This window comes from Agrobacterium sp. DE0009 (genome assembly GCF_007680755.1).
In the GTDB taxonomy this organism is placed as follows: Bacteria; Pseudomonadota; Alphaproteobacteria; order Rhizobiales; family Rhizobiaceae; genus Agrobacterium; species Agrobacterium tumefaciens_B.
Map to the genome: position 1 here is coordinate 1 of NZ_VEIU01000001.1, position 15,121 is coordinate 15,121.

General features: G+C 57.9%; 27 protein-coding genes and 1 pseudogene. All 28 read left to right on the forward strand.

Going from position 1 to position 15,121, the window contains the following annotated elements:
• Nucleotides 1-270 (forward strand): annotated as a pseudogene (gene tuf, locus FS804_RS00005) (elongation factor Tu); the annotation flags it as partial.
• Between the two features lie 312 nt (nt 271-582).
• Complete coding sequence (rpsJ, locus tag FS804_RS00010; protein ID WP_003507767.1) at nt 583-891, forward strand: 30S ribosomal protein S10; 309 nt, start codon at nt 583-585, stop codon at nt 889-891.
• Nucleotides 892-1,095: 204 nt separating this feature from the next.
• Nucleotides 1,096-1,737 carry a 50S ribosomal protein L3 gene (rplC, locus tag FS804_RS00015; RefSeq protein WP_003507769.1) on the forward strand — a complete coding sequence of 214 codons (642 nt, stop codon included), beginning with the start codon at nt 1,096-1,098 and terminating at the stop codon, nt 1,735-1,737.
• A gap of 12 nt (nt 1,738-1,749) precedes the next feature.
• Nucleotides 1,750-2,370 (forward strand): 50S ribosomal protein L4, encoded by a 621-nt coding sequence (gene rplD / locus FS804_RS00020; RefSeq protein WP_063948590.1) that lies wholly within the window; start codon nt 1,750-1,752, stop codon nt 2,368-2,370.
• Complete coding sequence (locus FS804_RS00025; protein ID WP_063948592.1) at nt 2,367-2,660, forward strand: 50S ribosomal protein L23; 294 nt, start codon at nt 2,367-2,369, stop codon at nt 2,658-2,660. The genes rplD and FS804_RS00025 overlap by 4 nt, the downstream gene beginning before the upstream one ends.
• A 43-nt stretch (nt 2,661-2,703) precedes the next feature.
• On the forward strand, nt 2,704-3,540 hold the full coding sequence (gene rplB, locus FS804_RS00030) for a 50S ribosomal protein L2 (protein ID WP_063948594.1): 837 nt from the start codon (nt 2,704-2,706) through the stop codon (nt 3,538-3,540).
• 15 nt (nt 3,541-3,555) lie between these two features.
• The gene (gene rpsS, locus FS804_RS00035) at nt 3,556-3,834 is read left to right on the forward strand and encodes a 30S ribosomal protein S19 (protein ID WP_003507772.1); all 279 of its coding nucleotides are present in this window, start codon (nt 3,556-3,558) and stop codon (nt 3,832-3,834) included.
• 2 nt (nt 3,835-3,836) lie between these two features.
• Nucleotides 3,837-4,226, forward strand: a complete 390-nt coding sequence (rplV, locus tag FS804_RS00040; protein WP_006313972.1) for a 50S ribosomal protein L22 — start codon at nt 3,837-3,839, stop codon at nt 4,224-4,226.
• Nucleotides 4,226-4,957 carry a 30S ribosomal protein S3 gene (rpsC, locus tag FS804_RS00045; RefSeq protein WP_004442600.1) on the forward strand — a complete coding sequence of 244 codons (732 nt, stop codon included), beginning with the start codon at nt 4,226-4,228 and terminating at the stop codon, nt 4,955-4,957. The genes rplV and rpsC overlap by 1 nt, the downstream gene beginning before the upstream one ends.
• 38 nt (nt 4,958-4,995) lie before the next feature.
• A complete protein-coding gene (gene rplP, locus FS804_RS00050; RefSeq protein WP_003495190.1) occupies nt 4,996-5,409 on the forward strand; it encodes a 50S ribosomal protein L16 in 414 nt (137 codons plus the stop codon).
• 12 nt (nt 5,410-5,421) lie between these two features.
• Entirely contained in the window at nt 5,422-5,622 is a 201-nt protein-coding gene (rpmC, locus tag FS804_RS00055) for a 50S ribosomal protein L29 (protein ID WP_003495193.1), read from the forward strand.
• An 11-nt stretch (nt 5,623-5,633) separates the two neighbouring features.
• On the forward strand, nt 5,634-5,870 hold the full coding sequence (gene rpsQ / locus FS804_RS00060; protein ID WP_003495195.1) for a 30S ribosomal protein S17: 237 nt from the start codon (nt 5,634-5,636) through the stop codon (nt 5,868-5,870).
• Nucleotides 5,871-6,104: 234 nt separating this feature from the next.
• Complete coding sequence (gene rplN / locus FS804_RS00065; RefSeq protein ID WP_003495199.1) at nt 6,105-6,473, forward strand: 50S ribosomal protein L14; 369 nt, start codon at nt 6,105-6,107, stop codon at nt 6,471-6,473.
• A gap of 12 nt (nt 6,474-6,485) precedes the next feature.
• The gene (gene rplX / locus FS804_RS00070; RefSeq protein ID WP_003495200.1) at nt 6,486-6,794 is read left to right on the forward strand and encodes a 50S ribosomal protein L24; all 309 of its coding nucleotides are present in this window, start codon (nt 6,486-6,488) and stop codon (nt 6,792-6,794) included.
• Nucleotides 6,787-7,341, forward strand: coding sequence for a 50S ribosomal protein L5 (gene rplE / locus FS804_RS00075; RefSeq protein WP_003495201.1), 555 nt, complete (start codon nt 6,787-6,789; stop codon nt 7,339-7,341). Before rplX ends, rplE begins: the two co-directional genes overlap by 8 nt.
• A 33-nt stretch (nt 7,342-7,374) precedes the next feature.
• The gene (gene rpsN, locus FS804_RS00080) at nt 7,375-7,680 is read left to right on the forward strand and encodes a 30S ribosomal protein S14 (RefSeq protein WP_063948596.1); all 306 of its coding nucleotides are present in this window, start codon (nt 7,375-7,377) and stop codon (nt 7,678-7,680) included.
• 12 nt (nt 7,681-7,692) lie between these two features.
• Nucleotides 7,693-8,091, forward strand: a complete 399-nt coding sequence (gene rpsH / locus FS804_RS00085; protein ID WP_003521007.1) for a 30S ribosomal protein S8 — start codon at nt 7,693-7,695, stop codon at nt 8,089-8,091.
• 43 nt (nt 8,092-8,134) lie between these two features.
• On the forward strand, nt 8,135-8,668 hold the full coding sequence (gene rplF, locus FS804_RS00090; RefSeq protein ID WP_063948598.1) for a 50S ribosomal protein L6: 534 nt from the start codon (nt 8,135-8,137) through the stop codon (nt 8,666-8,668).
• 12 nt (nt 8,669-8,680) lie between these two features.
• A complete protein-coding gene (rplR, locus tag FS804_RS00095) occupies nt 8,681-9,043 on the forward strand; it encodes a 50S ribosomal protein L18 (RefSeq protein WP_003521008.1) in 363 nt (120 codons plus the stop codon).
• A gap of 119 nt (nt 9,044-9,162) precedes the next feature.
• The gene (rpsE, locus tag FS804_RS00100; RefSeq protein ID WP_003495208.1) at nt 9,163-9,732 is read left to right on the forward strand and encodes a 30S ribosomal protein S5; all 570 of its coding nucleotides are present in this window, start codon (nt 9,163-9,165) and stop codon (nt 9,730-9,732) included.
• 11 nt (nt 9,733-9,743) lie between these two features.
• Nucleotides 9,744-9,950, forward strand: a complete 207-nt coding sequence (gene rpmD, locus FS804_RS00105; protein WP_003495212.1) for a 50S ribosomal protein L30 — start codon at nt 9,744-9,746, stop codon at nt 9,948-9,950.
• Nucleotides 9,951-9,966: 16 nt separating this feature from the next.
• Complete coding sequence (gene rplO / locus FS804_RS00110) at nt 9,967-10,446, forward strand: 50S ribosomal protein L15 (RefSeq protein WP_063948600.1); 480 nt, start codon at nt 9,967-9,969, stop codon at nt 10,444-10,446.
• A gap of 218 nt (nt 10,447-10,664) precedes the next feature.
• The gene (locus FS804_RS24840) at nt 10,665-10,832 is read left to right on the forward strand and encodes a hypothetical protein (protein ID WP_155737506.1); all 168 of its coding nucleotides are present in this window, start codon (nt 10,665-10,667) and stop codon (nt 10,830-10,832) included.
• A complete protein-coding gene (gene secY / locus FS804_RS00115) occupies nt 10,777-12,117 on the forward strand; it encodes a preprotein translocase subunit SecY (protein ID WP_063948602.1) in 1,341 nt (446 codons plus the stop codon). Before FS804_RS24840 ends, secY begins: the two co-directional genes overlap by 56 nt.
• Nucleotides 12,114-12,704 carry an adenylate kinase gene (locus FS804_RS00120; RefSeq protein WP_003507790.1) on the forward strand — a complete coding sequence of 197 codons (591 nt, stop codon included), beginning with the start codon at nt 12,114-12,116 and terminating at the stop codon, nt 12,702-12,704. The genes secY and FS804_RS00120 overlap by 4 nt, the downstream gene beginning before the upstream one ends.
• Nucleotides 12,705-13,006: 302 nt before the next feature.
• A complete protein-coding gene (gene rpsM, locus FS804_RS00125) occupies nt 13,007-13,375 on the forward strand; it encodes a 30S ribosomal protein S13 (protein ID WP_003516122.1) in 369 nt (122 codons plus the stop codon).
• Nucleotides 13,376-13,513: 138 nt separating this feature from the next.
• Nucleotides 13,514-13,903 (forward strand): 30S ribosomal protein S11, encoded by a 390-nt coding sequence (rpsK, locus tag FS804_RS00130; protein WP_003495225.1) that lies wholly within the window; start codon nt 13,514-13,516, stop codon nt 13,901-13,903.
• Between the two features lie 195 nt (nt 13,904-14,098).
• Nucleotides 14,099-15,109, forward strand: coding sequence for a DNA-directed RNA polymerase subunit alpha (locus FS804_RS00135; protein ID WP_003495228.1), 1,011 nt, complete (start codon nt 14,099-14,101; stop codon nt 15,107-15,109).
• The last annotated feature ends 12 nt before the right edge of the window (nt 15,110-15,121 follow it).

Sequence of the window (15,121 nt, forward strand, 5' to 3'; positions counted from 1 at the left end):
AAGGCTGAAGCCTACATCCTGACGAAGGAAGAAGGCGGCCGTCATACGCCGTTCTTCACGAACTACCGTCCGCAGTTCTACTTCCGTACCACGGACGTGACGGGCATCGTGACGCTTCCTGAAGGCACGGAAATGGTTATGCCTGGCGACAACGTCACGGTTGACGTCGAGCTGATCGTTCCGATCGCGATGGAAGAAAAGCTGCGCTTCGCTATCCGCGAAGGCGGCCGTACCGTCGGCGCAGGCATCGTCGCTTCGATCGTCGAGTAATTTAGACTTTTAGAATTCTGGCCCGGCGGCGGTGTCACAAACACCGCCGCCGGACTTTTGATAAAATGCCTGGCGGCGTTGCATTTTTAGGACTTGAAAAATTCGGTGAAAGCGCGTAAACGCGCACTCACAATCACCGCTGGATTCGCAAGCGATTGCGAAACGCGATGTTTTTAGCAATACAGACTAACGAAATGATTGGGGTGCGACGCGCATTCCTCTCGATTTTTGAAAATCTGCGGCGCCACGATCAATAGAAGTTCATGTGTTTCCGCGTGCGGAAACGAATAACAAAGAACAAGGACAAGACGAATGAACGGCCAGAATATCCGTATCCGCCTCAAGGCGTTCGATCACCGGATCCTCGATGCCTCTACCCGTGAAATCGTGTCGACCGCAAAGCGCACCGGCGCCAGCGTTCGCGGCCCGGTTCCGCTCCCCACCCGCATCGAAAAGTTTACTGTCAACCGCTCTCCTCACGTTGACAAGAAGAGCCGTGAACAGTTCGAAATGCGGACGCACAAGCGTCTTCTCGATATCGTTGATCCCACCCCGCAGACTGTCGACGCTCTGATGAAGCTCGATCTCGCTGCTGGCGTTGACGTGGAAATCAAGCTCTAAGACCCGGCCCGCACCGTCCAAGGTGAGGGCTGAAGTAACAAGGCCGGACCTCACTTTCGGGTGGGGGCCAATAACAAGGAAGGTACGTGGAGCAATCCAACGACTTCCAAACCGGAGACCGGAAACATCGTGAGATGTCGAAGGGCACTCCTTAACAAAGGCCAGAGAGGGTTTTCCCTTCAAGGCTCGCAAGAGGATGAACCAATGCGTTCAGGTGTGATTGCACAGAAAGTGGGTATGACACGCGTCTATAACGACGCAGGTGAACATATCCCTGTAACAGTATTGCGACTGGATAACGTACAAGTCGTTGCCCAGCGCACGGAAGACAAGAATGGCTACACCGCAGTTCAGCTCGGTGCCGGCCAGTCCAAGGTCAAGAACACGACGAAGGCACTTCGCGGCCACTTTGCCGCCGCCAATGTCGAACCGAAAGCCAAGCTCGTCGAGTTCCGGGTTTCCCCCGAGAACCTGATCGATATCGGTGCAACACTGACCGCAAATCATTTTCAGTCCGGCCAGCTGGTCGACGTTACTGGAACCACGATCGGTAAAGGTTTTGCCGGTGCTATGAAGCGTCACAACTTCGGTGGTGGCCGCGCTTCGCACGGTAACTCCGTATCGCACCGTGCACACGGTTCGACCGGTAACAACCAGGATCCGGGCCGCGTCTGGAAGGGCAAGCGCATGGCTGGTCATATGGGCCAGACGCGCGTTACGACCCAGAACCTCGAAGTCGTTTCGACCGATGAAGACCGTGGCCTCATCCTCGTGAAGGGTGCAGTTCCCGGCTCGAAGGGTTCCTGGATCATCGTCCGCGACGCCGTCAAGTCGGCTGCGAAGTAAGGGAGCCTTATCATGGAATTGAACGTCAAAACCCTCGAGGGAAAAGACGCCGGCAAGGTTTCTCTGTCGGATGAGATCTTCGGCCTCGACCCCCGCCAGGACATCCTGGCCCGCATGGTTCGCTGGCAGCTTGCAAAGAAGCAGCAGGGAACCCACAAGTCCAAGAACCGGTCGGAAGTTTCCCGTACCGGCGCGAAGATGTACAAGCAGAAGGGTACGGGCCGCGCTCGTCACCATTCGGCTCGCGCACCGCAGTTCCGCGGCGGCGGCAAGGCCCACGGCCCGGTCGTTCGCAGCCACGCTCATGACCTTCCCAAGAAGGTTCGTGCGCTCGCTCTGCGTCACGCCCTGTCTGCAAAGCTGAAGGCTGAAGATCTGATCATCGTCGATCAGCTCGTCGCGTCCGAAGCAAAGACCAAGGCTCTGCTGGGCAGCTTCGCTTCGCTTGGCCTGACCAACGCTCTCGTTATCGGCGGCGCCGAACTTGATGGCAACTTCAAGCTCGCTGCTCAGAACATCCCGAACGTGGACGTTCTGCCGGTTCAGGGCATCAATGTTTACGACATCCTGCGCCGTGGCAAGCTGGTGCTTTCCAAGGCTGCTGTAGAGGCTCTGGAGGAGCGGTTCAAATGACGGATCTTCGCCACTACGATGTGATCGTATCTCCTTCGATCACGGAAAAGTCGACGCTGGTATCCGAACAGAACCAGGTCGTATTCAACGTCGCCAAGGACGCTTCCAAGCCTGAAATCAAGGCTGCCGTGGAAGCTCTCTTCGGCGTCAAAGTCACGGCTGTGAACACGCTTATCCGCAAGGGTAAGACCCGTCGTTTCCGTGGGTTCGCCGGTAAGCTGAAGGACGTCAAGAAAGCCGTCGTCACGCTCGCCGAAGGTCAATCCATCGACGTGTCCACCGGACTCTAAAGGTTAGGCCCAAGCGGGCAAAGACCCAAAAGGGAACAAGAAAATGGCATTGAAAAGTTTCAATCCGACCACGCCAAGCCAGCGTCAGCTGGTTATCGTGGACCGCGCTTCGCTCTACAAGGGCAAGCCGGTAAAGGCTCTCACCCAGGGCCTCAGCTCCAAGGGTGGCCGTAACAACCAGGGCCGGATCACCGTCCGTTTCCAGGGTGGCGGTCACAAGCGGACCTACCGTCTGGTTGACTTCAAGCGTCGCAAGTTCGACGTTGAAGGCACCGTTGAACGTCTGGAATACGACCCCAACCGCACCGCGTTCATCGCGCTGGTTACGTATGCCGACGGCGAACAGGCTTACATTCTCGCGCCACAGCGTCTCGCTGCTGGTGACAAGGTGATCGCCTCCGAGAAGGCAGTGGACGTGAAGCCCGGCAACACCATGCCGCTTCAGTACATTCCTGTCGGTTCGATCATCCATAACGTCGAGATGAAGCCGGGCAAGGGCGGTCAGATCGCTCGCTCCGCCGGCACGTATGTCCAGCTCGTCGGCCGTGATGCCGGCATGGCCATCCTGCGTCTCAACTCGGGCGAACAGCGTCTGGTGCACGGCTCCTGCCTCGCATCGATCGGTGCTGTTTCGAACTCGGACCACGCCAACATCAACGACGGCAAGGCCGGTCGTTCCCGTTGGCGCGGCAAGCGTCCGCACGTTCGCGGCGTCGTCATGAACCCGGTCGACCACCCGCACGGTGGTGGTGAAGGTCGCACGTCGGGTGGTCGCCACCCGGTTACTCCGTGGGGCAAGCCCACGAAGGGCAAGCGCACCCGTTCGAACAAGTCGACCGACAAGTTCATCATGCGCTCGCGCCATCAGCGTAAGAAGTAAGAGAGGTAGTCACTCATGGCTCGTTCAGTATGGAAAGGTCCGTTTGTTGACGGCTATCTTCTCACAAAGGCTGAGAAGGTGCGCGAGAGCGGACGTAACGAAGTAATCAAGATCTGGAGCCGTCGTTCCACGATCCTGCCGCAGTTCGTTGGTCTGACGTTCGGCGTCTACAACGGCAGCAAGCATGTGCCCGTCTCGGTCAACGAAGACATGGTCGGCCACAAGTTCGGTGAATTCTCTCCGACCCGTACCTATTACGGTCACGGCGCGGACAAGAAGGCAAAGAGGAAGTAATCATGGCGAAGGCTAAGACCGAACGCCGGCTGAAGGACAATGAGGCTCAGGCCATTGCCCGTACGCTCCGCGTCAGCCCCCAGAAACTGAACCTGGTTGCCGCTCTTATCCGTGGCAAGAAGGTTGATCGCGCTCTCGCCGAGCTCGAATTCTCCCGCAAGCGCATTGCAGGCACCGTCAAGAAGACGCTGGAATCTGCAATTGCCAATGCGGAAAACAACCACGACCTCGACGTCGACGCTCTCGTCGTCGCCGAGGCCTATGTTGGCAAGTCCATCACCATGAAGCGTTTCCACGCTCGTGGCCGTGGTCGTGCTTCCCGCATTGAAAAGCCGTTCGCTCACCTCACGATCGTTGTTCGTGAAGTTGAGGAAAAAGGGGAGGCCGCATAATGGGTCAGAAAATCAATCCGATCGGCTTCCGTCTCGGCATCAACCGTACCTGGGATAGCCGCTGGTACGCTGACACCGCAGAATACGGCAAGCTGCTGCATGAAGACCTCAAGATCCGGGCTTACCTGATCAAGGAACTCAAGCAGGCCGGTATCGCCAAGGTCGTTATCGAGCGTCCGCACAAGAAGTGCCGCGTCACGATCCACTCGGCTCGTCCGGGTCTGATCATCGGCAAGAAGGGTGCGGACATCGAGAAGCTTCGCAAGAAGCTCTCCGAGATGACCAACTCCGAAACGCACCTCAACATCGTTGAAGTGCGCAAGCCGGAAATCGACGCGACGCTGGTTGCCCAGTCGATCGCTCAGCAGCTCGAGCGCCGCGTGGCTTTCCGCCGTGCGATGAAGCGTGCTGTTCAGTCCGCAATGCGTCTTGGCGCCGAAGGTATCAAGATCACCTGCGGCGGCCGTCTCGGCGGTGCTGAAATCGCGCGTACCGAATGGTACCGCGAAGGTCGCGTCCCGTTGCACACGCTGCGTGCGGACATCGACTACGGCACGGCTGAAGCTGAAACCGCATTCGGCATCTGCGGCATCAAGGTCTGGATCTTCAAGGGCGAAATCCTTGAGCACGATCCGATGGCCTCTGAGCGTCGCGGTCTCGAAGGCGACGCACAGGGCCCTGCAAGCCGTGAGCGTGGCGATCGTGGCGATCGTCGTCGCGAAAACGCTTGATTGACGCTGGCGAAAGATAAGCTCGGAGAAGTAAGAAAATGTTGCAGCCAAAGCGTACTAAGTACCGTAAGCAGTTCAAGGGACGCATCAAGGGCGTCGCCAAGGGCGGCTTTGACCTGGCATTCGGTGAATTCGGCTTGAAGTCGCAGGAACCGAACCGCGTGAATGCACGCGAGATCGAAGCGGCCCGCCGCGCGATCACGCGTTACATGAAGCGCGCAGGTCGCGTGTGGATCCGCGTATTCCCCGACGTTCCGGTTACGGCCAAGCCGACCGAAGTTCGTATGGGTAAGGGCAAGGGTTCGGTCGATTACTGGGCATGCAAGGTCAAGCCCGGTCGTATGATGTTCGAGATCGACGGTGTGTCCGAGGAGATCGCCCGTGAGGCGCTTCGTCTCGGCGCTGCCAAGCTCTCGGTCAAGACGCGCTTCGTACAGCGCATCGCAGAGTAAGGAGCAAGGCACATGAAAGCCGATGAAGTTCGCGGCCTCAGCGCCGACCAGCTCAAGGACAAGCTCGCCGATCTGAAGAAGGAGCAGTTCAACCTGCGCTTCCAGAAGGCAACTGGTCAGCTGGAGAAGTCCTCGCGCATCAACGAAGTCCGCAAGGATATCGCCCGCGTAAAAACCATTGCCCGCCAGAAGGCGGCAGAAGCCAAGGCCTAAGGAAGAATAATATGCCGAAACGCATTCTGCAGGGCGTCGTTGTGTCCGACAAGAACGAGAAGACTGTCGTAGTTCGCGTTGAGCGTCGATTCGCTCACCCGCTGCTTCAGAAGACCGTTCGTCGTTCGAAGAAGTATAAGGCACACGACGAAAACAATCAGTATAAGGTCGGCGATGTCGTTTCCATCGAGGAATGCGCACCGATCTCCAAGGACAAGCGCTGGACGGTTGTTTCCGCCCAGGCTTAATTTCATCAGAATCGCGCCTTGTGTCTTGCACTTGGCGCGAATTCCTGTATGAAGCAGCGCAAGGACGCTCGTGACCCGGGCGTCTTTTGCTTTGATGCGCACGGAAGGTCCTTCGGGAAACCACCCTGTCACGATTTTTCCGCGCAAAAAAAGAGATATTCATAAGCTGGGGCAGGGGGCTCGCTCGGGAGAGTTTGCCCAACCGTTCTGGTAACAACAAGAAGGCGACCTGACATGATTCAGATGCAAACAAACCTCGACGTGGCGGATAATTCCGGCGCACGTCGTGTCATGTGCATCAAGGTGCTGGGCGGCTCGAAGCGCAAATATGCTTCTGTTGGCGACATTATTGTCGTTTCCATCAAGGAAGCTATTCCGCGCGGCCGCGTCAAGAAGGGCGACGTGATGAAGGCGGTTGTCGTGCGCACCGCCAAGGACATCCGTCGCGCTGACGGCAGCGTCATCCGTTTCGATAACAACGCAGCCGTTCTTATCGACAACAAGAAAGAGCCCATCGGCACCCGTATCTTCGGACCGGTTCCGCGCGAACTTCGCGCCAAGAACCACATGAAGATCATCTCGCTGGCTCCGGAAGTACTGTAAGGAGCGATTGCGATGCAGAAAATTCGTAAAGGCGACAAGGTTGTCGTATTGACCGGTAAGGACAAGGGCCGTACCGGCGAAGTAATCCAGGTAATGCCGAAAGAAGACCGTGCCGTTGTGCGTGGCGTGAACATGGTGAAGCGTCACCAGCGCCAGACCCAGGCTCAGGAAGCCGGCATCATCAACAAGGAAGCATCCTTGCACATCTCCAACATCGCCATCGTCGACAAGGATGGCAAGCCGACTCGCGTTGGCTTCTCGGTTGTGGATGGCAAGAAGGTCCGCGTGGCCAAGCGTTCGGGAGAAGTGATCGATGGCTGATAAGTACGAGCCGCGTCTCAAGACGGAATACGTTTCCCGTATCCGTGGCGCCATGCAGGAGAAGTTCTCCTACGCAAACGTCATGATGATCCCGAAGCTTGAAAAGATCGTGATCAACATGGGCGTTGGCGAAGCAACCGCCGACTCCAAGAAGCCCACGATTGCTGCCGGTGACCTGGCTGCGATTGCCGGTCAGAAGCCGGTCGTTACCCGCGCTCGCAACTCGATCGCTGGTTTCAAGGTTCGCGAAGGCATGCCGATCGGTGCGAAGGTTACTCTTCGTGGCGCCCGCATGTACGAATTCCTTGATCGTCTGGTCAACATCGCGCTGCCGCGCGTTCGCGACTTCCGGGGCCTGAACCCGAAGAGCTTTGACGGCCGTGGCAACTTCGCCATGGGCATCAAGGAACACATTGTGTTCCCTGAGATCAACTACGATAAGGTTGATCAGATGTGGGGCATGGACATCATCGTTTGCACGACGGCGACGTCGGACGACGAAGCTCGGGCTCTGCTGACAGAGTTCAACTTCCCGTTCCGTCACTAACCGTAACGACGAGCGTAGAAAAGGAACTCCGATATGGCGAAAACAAGCGCAGTTGAAAAGAACAAGCGCCGCCGCAAGTCGGTCGCCCAGCAGGCCACCAAGCGCGCTGCACTCAAGGCGATCGTGATGAACCAGTCCCTTCCGATCGAAGAACGGTTCAAGGCCACTCTGAAGCTCGCTTCGCTGCCGCGTGACGGCTCGAAGACGCGTATCCGCAACCGCTGCGAAGTAACGGGCCGTCCGCGCGCGTTCTATCGCAAGCTCAAGATGTCGCGTATCGCGCTTCGTGAGCTGGGCAATTCCGGCAAGGTGCCGGGCATTGTCAAGTCGAGCTGGTAAGGAGACGGGCACATGACCATGACTGATCCTTTGGGTGATATGCTCACCCGCATCCGCAATGGTGCTGCTCGCCGCAAGTCTTCGGTAAGCACCCCTGCTTCCAGCCTCCGCGCACGCGTTCTCGACGTGCTGCAGGCTGAAGGCTACATCCGCGGTTATTCCAAGGTCGATTTCGAAAACGGCAAGTCCGAGTTCACGATCGAGCTGAAGTACTACGAAGGCGCGTCCGTGATCCGTGAGATCGGCCGCGTTTCCAAGCCGGGCCGCCGGGTTTATGTCTCGGTAAAGTCCATTCCGCAGGTCGCGAACGGCCTCGGCATCACCATCCTTTCGACCCCGAAGGGCGTGATGGCCGATCACCAGGCTCGCGAACAGAACGTTGGTGGTGAGGTTCTTTGCTCGGTCTTCTAAGACCCGAGCAAGGATCTCCATAACGAACAGACAGGATTGAATAATGTCTCGTATCGGTAAAAAGCCCGTTCCGGTTCCCGCAGGTGTGACGGCCAATGTCGACGGCCAGAAGGTCACTGCGAAGGGCCCGAAGGGTGAACTGTTTTTCGTCGCTAACGACGACATTCAGCTGAAGCTCGAAGATAACGGCGTTTCCGTAACGCCGGCGAATGAGAGCAAGGAAGCTCGTTCAAAGTGGGGCATGTCCCGCACGATGATCGAGAACATCTTCAAGGGTGTTAAGGACGGCTACGAGCGCAAGCTCGAAATCAACGGCGTTGGTTACCGTGCCGCCATGCAGGGCAAGAACCTGCAGCTGGCTCTCGGCTTCTCCCACGACGTGGTTTATGAGCCGCCGGTCGGCATCACCATCGCCGTTCCGAAGCCCACGGAAATCATCGTTTCCGGCATCAACAAGCAGCAGGTTGGCCAGGTAGCCGCGGAAATCCGCGAATACCGCGGTCCCGAGCCCTACAAGGGTAAGGGCGTGAAGTACGCTGAAGAGCGTATTGTCCGCAAAGAAGGCAAGAAGAAGTAAGGATCACGCGAAATGGCTAGCAGGAAAGAAGCACTTGCACGTCGCGCGAGCCGTGTGCGCCGCCAGATCAAGGCGGTTGCCAACGGCCGCCCGCGCCTGTCGGTTCATCGCTCGTCGAAGAACATCTACGCCCAGATCATCGATGACGTTGCTGGCAAGACGCTTGCGTCTGCCTCCACGCTCGAAGCCGATCTGCGCGGCTCGCTCAAGACTGGCGCCGACGTTGCAGCAGCAACGGTTGTCGGCAAGCTGGTTGCCGAGCGCGGCGTCAAGGCTGGCGTCAAGGATGTCGTATTCGACCGTGGCGCGTTCATCTATCACGGCCGCATCAAGGCCCTGGCAGACGCTGCCCGCGAAGGCGGCCTGAACTTCTGATCTTTTTCCGCCCGGACAATGATCCGGGCGGAATTTCACCGGACCACGCGGATCTCTTCAGTGAGGCCGCTGGTCTTTTCGTTTGCCGTTCCACCCGTAAAAGAAAAAGGACAAGGACAATGGCACAGGAAAAAAGAGGTTCTCGCGACGATCGCCAGAATCGTGAAGAGCGCGATAGCGAATTCGTCGACAAGCTGGTCGCGATCAACCGCGTTGCGAAGGTTGTTAAGGGTGGCCGTCGTTTCGGCTTTGCCGCTCTCGTCGTCGTTGGCGACCAGAAGGGCCGCGTTGGTTTCGGTCACGGCAAGGCTCGTGAAGTTCCGGAAGCGATCCGCAAGGCAACTGAAAGCGCAAAGCGCGATCTGATTTTCGTTCCGCTGCGCGATGGCCGTACGCTTCATCACGACGTCAATGGCCGTCACGGCGCAGGCAAGGTTCTGCTGCGTTCGGCCAAGGCCGGTACCGGTATCATCGCCGGTGGTCCGATGCGCGCCGTTTTCGAAACGCTCGGCGTTCATGACGTTGTTGCGAAGTCGACCGGTTCGTCGAACCCGTACAACATGGTTCGCGCCACGTTCGACGCTCTGAAGCATCAGGTTCATCCGAAGGACATCGCTGCACAGCGCGGTCTGAAGTATGCGACCCTTCAGGCTCGCCGTGCCGCTTCCGGCAACGCTTCTGAAGAATAAGGAGCTGGATCATGGCCAAGAAGACTACTGAAGCCAAGAAGACTGTTACGGTCGAACAGATCGGCAGCCCTATTCGCCGCCCGGCAATCCAGCGTCAGACGCTGGTCGGTCTGGGTCTCAACAAGATGCATCGTCAGCGCACCCTGGAAGATACTCCTGCGGTTCGTGGCATGATCCGTGCGGTCCAGCATCTCGTTCGCGTCGTTGACGAGAAGTGAGACGGAGTAACCTATCATGAAACTCAATGAAATCAGAGATAACGAAGGCGCCTCCAAGGATCGTATCCGCGTAGGTCGCGGTATCGGTTCCGGCAAGGGCAAGACCGGTGGTCGCGGCGTCAAGGGTCAGAAGGCTCGTTCGGGCGTCGCCATCAACGGCTTCGAAGGCGGTCAGATGCCAATCTACCGTCGTCTGCCGAAGCGCGGCTTCAACAACATCTTCGCTTCTGAATATGTTGTCGTGTCGCTCGGTCGCATTCAGACCGCGATCGACGCCAAGAAGCTTGACGCTTCCGCCACGATCGATGCTGCGGCTCTCAAGGCTGCCGGCGTTATCCGTCGCGCCAAGGACGGCGTGCGCATTCTCGCCGACGGCGAGCTGAAGTCCAAGGTCTCTTTCGAAGTTGCCGGCGCTTCCAAGCCCGCGCTTGAAAAGATCGAAAAGGCTGGCGGCTCGATCAAGCTTCTCGCTGTTGCAGCGGAAGCCGCCGAGTAATATATGAACTTCAGACGCCCGGTCCGCATGTCGCGCCGGGCGTTTGCGCTCCCTGGCCACTGTTGCTTTCGATCTAAATCGATTTATAGAGCATCAGGGCAATCTCTTCGCGGTGTGCTTTCTTTGCCCCGCTTGCGGCAGAAAGTGCCGCAGGGAGAGCCTCACAGTTCTTGAACTTCCGTAGGGGAGGGGATAGGACATAAAAAACAGGGTGAGGCATGATGGCGGCCAAGAGCTGCATTCGTCCGAAGCCCGGTTTTGACCAGTATCTTTTAGACCTTTCCGCATTGGCCGGTATTGCTGGCTGGCAAGGGTCATTCGGAGAAATTTATGGCTTCAGCAGCGGAACAACTGGCTTCGAACCTGAATTTTTCGACCTTCGCTAAGGCGGAGGATCTGAAAAAGCGTCTCTGGTTTACTCTTGCCGCACTTCTCGTCTACCGTCTCGGCACCCATATTCCGCTTCCGGGCCTGAACCCTGAAGCCTATGCGCAGGCCTTCCGTGGCCAGGCCAACGGTATTCTCGGTCTTTTCAATATGTTTGCGGGTGGCGCTGTCGAGCGCATGGCGATTTTCGCCCTCGGCATCATGCCTTACATCTCCGCTTCGATCATCGTGCAGCTCATGACCTCGGTCGTGCCCTCGCTCGAAGCGTTGAAGAAGGAAGGCGAGGCCGGTCGCAAGATCATCAACCAGTACACCCGCTACGGCACGGTGCTGCTCGGCACGCTGCAGGCCTATGGCATTGCGGTCGGCCTTGAAAGCGGCAATGGCCTCGTGGTCGATCCAGGCTGGTTCTTCCGCATTTCCACCGTCATCACGCTGCTCGGCGGCACGATGTTCCTGATGTGGCTTGGCGAGCAGATCACCTCGCGCGGTATCGGCAACGGTATTTCGCTGATCATCTTTGCGGGCATTGCCGCAGGTCTGCCCAAGGCTCTTGCCGGCACGTTGGAACTCGGCCGCACCGGTGCGCTTTCGACCCCGCTCATCCTGACGGTCGTCGTGGTTGCAATCGGTGTCATTGCTCTCATCGTGTTCGTTGAGCGTGCGCAGCGCCGTCTGCTGATCCAATATCCGAAGCGACAGGTCGGGAACCGGATGTTCCAGGGCGATACCTCGCACCTGCCGCTGAAGCTCAATACCGCCGGCGTCATTCCCGCGATCTTCGCATCGTCGCTGCTGCTTCTGCCGGCAACCGCTGCGGGCTTTGCCGGTAACACCAACCTGCCGACCTGGGCAACCTCGATCATCGCGTCGCTGCAGCATGGCCAGCCGCTGTTCATGGCACTCTATGGCTTGCTGATTGCGTTCTTCGCCTTCTTCTACACGGCGATCGTGTTCAATCCGAAGGATACGGCTGACAATCTCAAGAAGCATGGCGGCTTCATTCCCGGCATCCGTCCGGGCGAGCGCACCGCGGAGTACATCGATTACGTTCTGACCCGCATCACGGTGGTCGGCGCGATTTATCTGGTCTTCGTCTGTATCCTTCCTGAGACACTTATCGCACGCACGGGCATCCCATTAGCCCTTGGTGGTACTTCGCTTTTGATCGTCGTCAGTGTAACTCTGGATACGGTTGCGCAGGTTCAGGGTCACCTGATCGCCCAGCAGTATGAAGGTCTGATCAAGAAGTCGAAGTTGCGTGGAGGAAAGAGGGGACGATGAGACTGATATTTTTGGGTCCGCCGGGTGCGGGCAAGGGAACCCAGGCCAAGAGGCTGACTGACAAGTACGGGATCCCCCAGCTTTCAACCGGTGACATGCTGCGCGCTGCGGTCAGCGCGGGCACCGAAATCGGCAAGCGCGCCAAGGCCGTCATGGACGCCGGCGGGCTGGTATCCGACGATATCGTCAATCAGATCGTTTCCGAACGTATCGAAGCTCCTGACTGTGCCAAGGGTTTCATTCTCGACGGTTATCCGCGCACCGTTCCGCAGGCGAAGGCGCTTGCCGACAACATGCGCAAGAAGAACCTCGTTCTCGACGCTGTGATTGAGCTGAAAGTGGACGAAGAGGCTTTGATTCGCCGAATCGAAAACCGCGTCGCCGAGACCATTGCTGCTGGCGGCACTGTCCGTTCGGATGACAATCCGGAGGCTTTCCGCAAGCGTCTGACGGAATATCGCGAAAAGACTGCGCCGCTGTCCGCTTATTACAGCGAACAGGGCGAACTGGTGACGCTGGATGGCATGGCAGATGTCGATGCCGTCACCGAGGCTATCGAGCGCGTTCTCGAGAAGGCCTCTGCCTGATCGAAGGAATGAATGGGTGAGGACTGTCGCGTTCTTGCCCATATTCCTTTTCCGAAAGGCGGCTGATCCTTTGGATCGCAAAAGAATCTTGGCGGAGCCGGTTGCTTTTTTGCGCTGATTCCGTTAAACACCGCGCCAACTCGCGACATCCCAAGCGACTGGCGCGGATTTCCCTTAGGGAAGGGAGATCCGGGTTCGGTCGTTTTGACTTGTCACGGACACCAATTTGAACTGGCGGTCTTTCGGCCGCTCAAATGGAATCACCACTTGCCGGATGGCAACTGGAACCAAGGAGAAAAGACGTGGCACGTATCGCTGGCGTCAACATCCCGACTGCGAAGCGCGTTGTTATTGCGCTGACCTACATTCACGGGATTGGTCCGAAATTCGCGCAGGAAATCATGGACAAGGTCGGTCTTCCGGCTGACAAGCGCGTTCATCAGCTGACGGATGCTGAAGTTCTTCAGATCCGCGAAGCCATCGACCGCGACTACCAGGTCGAAGGTGACCTGCGTCGTGAGACGTCGATGAACATCAAGCGTTTGATGGACCTCGGTTGCTACCGCGGCCTGCGTCACCGTCGTGGCCTTCCGGTCCGCGGTCAGCGCACGCACACCAACGCCCGCACCCGCAAGGGTCCGGCGAAGGCTATCGCTGGTAAGAAGAAGTAATTTTCCGGTTCTCCGGAAAGGGGAGGCTGGTGCAGTCCGCGCCAGCCTTTCTGAGTTTGGCGAAAAGCTCGGTCGCGGGCTGATTGCTGGTGTAGCCGCTGGTGTTACGGCGGTGGAGAGATCAATGAAAGGTATAAAATGGCCAAGGAAGCCGCACGCGTCCGTCGTCGCGAACGCAAAAATATCACGTCTGGCGTCGCGCACGTCAACTCGACCTTCAACAACACGATGATCACCATCACCGACGCACAGGGCAATGCTATCGCCTGGTCGTCCGCTGGTGCCAAGGGCTTCAAGGGTTCGCGTAAGTCGACCCCGTTCGCTGCCCAGATCGCTGCTGAAGATTGCGCGAAGAAGGCTCAGGAACACGGCATGAAGTCGCTTGAAGTTGAAGTTTGCGGTCCGGGTTCCGGCCGTGAATCGGCACTTCGCGCTCTGCAGGCTGCCGGTTTCATGATCACTTCCATTCGCGACGTGACGCCGATCCCGCACAACGGTTGCCGTCCGCGCAAGAAGCGCCGCGTCTGACGCGACCGTGGTTCGGAAATTCCGCCTTACCTCAGGTCTGGCGGAATTTTCGTGTATCTGGCGTGTGCGCGTCGATTTCGATCGGCGGACTTGCGCTCAAGAACCCACCGATGAACCACTGAATTCGGTTCCTCTCGGTGTTTTCATGCTCGGTCCGTCACGATTGGATGGTGGCGGCGAACGGAAGGTTTAAAGATGATTCAGAAGAACTGGCAGGAACTTATCAAGCCGAACAAGGTCGAGTTCACCTCGTCCAGCCGCACCAAGGCAACACTGGTTGCCGAGCCGCTGGAGCGTGGTTTCGGTCTTACCCTCGGCAACGCGCTGCGTCGCGTTCTGTTGTCTTCCCTGCGCGGCGCCGCTGTTACGGCCGTGCAGATCGACGGTGTCCTGCACGAATTCTCCTCCATCCCCGGCGTTCGGGAAGATGTGACGGATATCGTGCTCAACATCAAGGAAATCGCCATCAAGATGGACGGCGATGATTCCAAGCGCATGGTCGTGCGCAAGCAGGGTCCGGGTGCCGTAACCGCTGGTGACATCCAGACGGTAGGCGACATCGAAATCCTGAACCCCGACCACGTGATCTGCACGCTCGACGATGGCGCTGAAATCCGCATGGAATTCACCGTCAACAACGGCAAGGGTTACGTACCGGCTGAGCGCAACCGCGCGGAAGATGCCCCGATCGGGCTCATTCCGGTGGACAGCCTCTATTCTCCGGTCAAGAAAGTGTCCTACAAGGTGGAAAACACCCGTGAAGGCCAGGTTCTCGACTATGACAAGCTGATCATGACGATCGAGACCAACGGTTCGGTTTCCGGCGAAGACGCCGTTGCCTTCGCCGCTCGTATTCTTCAGGACCAGCTGGGCGTGTTCGTCAACTTCGACGAGCCGCAAAAGGAAGCAGAAGAAGAATCGGTTACGGAACTCGCGTTCAACCCGGCGCTTCTCAAGAAGGTCGACGAGCTCGAGCTGTCCGTTCGTTCGGCAAACTGCCTGAAGAACGACAACATCGTTTACATCGGCGACCTGATCCAGAAGACCGAAGCCGAAATGCTCCGCACGCCGAACTTTGGTCGCAAGTCGCTGAACGAAATCAAGGAAGTTCTCGCTTCCATGGGTCTGCACCTCGGCATGGAAGTGCCGGCATGGCCGCCTGAGAACATCGAAGATCTCGCCAAGCGTTACGAAGACCAGTACTAACAAACAAGAAGG

What these genes read in the sequence shown, in the direction of transcription:
- rpsS (WP_003507772.1), top strand. Translation starts at nt 3,556, where the DNA reads ATGGCTCGTTCAGTATGGAAAGGTCCGTTTGTTGACGGCTATCTTCTC.
- rpsQ (WP_003495195.1), top strand. Translation starts at nt 5,634, where the DNA reads ATGCCGAAACGCATTCTGCAGGGCGTCGTTGTGTCCGACAAGAACGAG.
- rplN (WP_003495199.1), top strand. Translation starts at nt 6,105, where the DNA reads ATGATTCAGATGCAAACAAACCTCGACGTGGCGGATAATTCCGGCGCA.
- FS804_RS24840 (WP_155737506.1), top strand. Translation starts at nt 10,665, where the DNA reads ATGATGGCGGCCAAGAGCTGCATTCGTCCGAAGCCCGGTTTTGACCAG.
- FS804_RS00025 (WP_063948592.1), top strand. Translation starts at nt 2,367, where the DNA reads ATGACGGATCTTCGCCACTACGATGTGATCGTATCTCCTTCGATCACG.
- rpsK (WP_003495225.1), top strand. Translation starts at nt 13,514, where the DNA reads ATGGCCAAGGAAGCCGCACGCGTCCGTCGTCGCGAACGCAAAAATATC.
- rpsH (WP_003521007.1), top strand. Translation starts at nt 7,693, where the DNA reads ATGACCATGACTGATCCTTTGGGTGATATGCTCACCCGCATCCGCAAT.
- rplF (WP_063948598.1), top strand. Translation starts at nt 8,135, where the DNA reads ATGTCTCGTATCGGTAAAAAGCCCGTTCCGGTTCCCGCAGGTGTGACG.
- rplE (WP_003495201.1), top strand. Translation starts at nt 6,787, where the DNA reads ATGGCTGATAAGTACGAGCCGCGTCTCAAGACGGAATACGTTTCCCGT.
- rpmD (WP_003495212.1), top strand. Translation starts at nt 9,744, where the DNA reads ATGGCCAAGAAGACTACTGAAGCCAAGAAGACTGTTACGGTCGAACAG.
- rplV (WP_006313972.1), top strand. Translation starts at nt 3,837, where the DNA reads ATGGCGAAGGCTAAGACCGAACGCCGGCTGAAGGACAATGAGGCTCAG.
- rpsC (WP_004442600.1), top strand. Translation starts at nt 4,226, where the DNA reads ATGGGTCAGAAAATCAATCCGATCGGCTTCCGTCTCGGCATCAACCGT.
- secY (WP_063948602.1), top strand. Translation starts at nt 10,777, where the DNA reads ATGGCTTCAGCAGCGGAACAACTGGCTTCGAACCTGAATTTTTCGACC.
- rpsN (WP_063948596.1), top strand. Translation starts at nt 7,375, where the DNA reads ATGGCGAAAACAAGCGCAGTTGAAAAGAACAAGCGCCGCCGCAAGTCG.
- rplC (WP_003507769.1), top strand. Translation starts at nt 1,096, where the DNA reads ATGCGTTCAGGTGTGATTGCACAGAAAGTGGGTATGACACGCGTCTAT.
- rpsJ (WP_003507767.1), top strand. Translation starts at nt 583, where the DNA reads ATGAACGGCCAGAATATCCGTATCCGCCTCAAGGCGTTCGATCACCGG.
- rpsE (WP_003495208.1), top strand. Translation starts at nt 9,163, where the DNA reads ATGGCACAGGAAAAAAGAGGTTCTCGCGACGATCGCCAGAATCGTGAA.
- FS804_RS00120 (WP_003507790.1), top strand. Translation starts at nt 12,114, where the DNA reads ATGAGACTGATATTTTTGGGTCCGCCGGGTGCGGGCAAGGGAACCCAG.
- rpmC (WP_003495193.1), top strand. Translation starts at nt 5,422, where the DNA reads ATGAAAGCCGATGAAGTTCGCGGCCTCAGCGCCGACCAGCTCAAGGAC.
- rplB (WP_063948594.1), top strand. Translation starts at nt 2,704, where the DNA reads ATGGCATTGAAAAGTTTCAATCCGACCACGCCAAGCCAGCGTCAGCTG.
- rplX (WP_003495200.1), top strand. Translation starts at nt 6,486, where the DNA reads ATGCAGAAAATTCGTAAAGGCGACAAGGTTGTCGTATTGACCGGTAAG.
- rplD (WP_063948590.1), top strand. Translation starts at nt 1,750, where the DNA reads ATGGAATTGAACGTCAAAACCCTCGAGGGAAAAGACGCCGGCAAGGTT.
- rplO (WP_063948600.1), top strand. Translation starts at nt 9,967, where the DNA reads ATGAAACTCAATGAAATCAGAGATAACGAAGGCGCCTCCAAGGATCGT.
- rplP (WP_003495190.1), top strand. Translation starts at nt 4,996, where the DNA reads ATGTTGCAGCCAAAGCGTACTAAGTACCGTAAGCAGTTCAAGGGACGC.
- rplR (WP_003521008.1), top strand. Translation starts at nt 8,681, where the DNA reads ATGGCTAGCAGGAAAGAAGCACTTGCACGTCGCGCGAGCCGTGTGCGC.
- FS804_RS00135 (WP_003495228.1), top strand. Translation starts at nt 14,099, where the DNA reads ATGATTCAGAAGAACTGGCAGGAACTTATCAAGCCGAACAAGGTCGAG.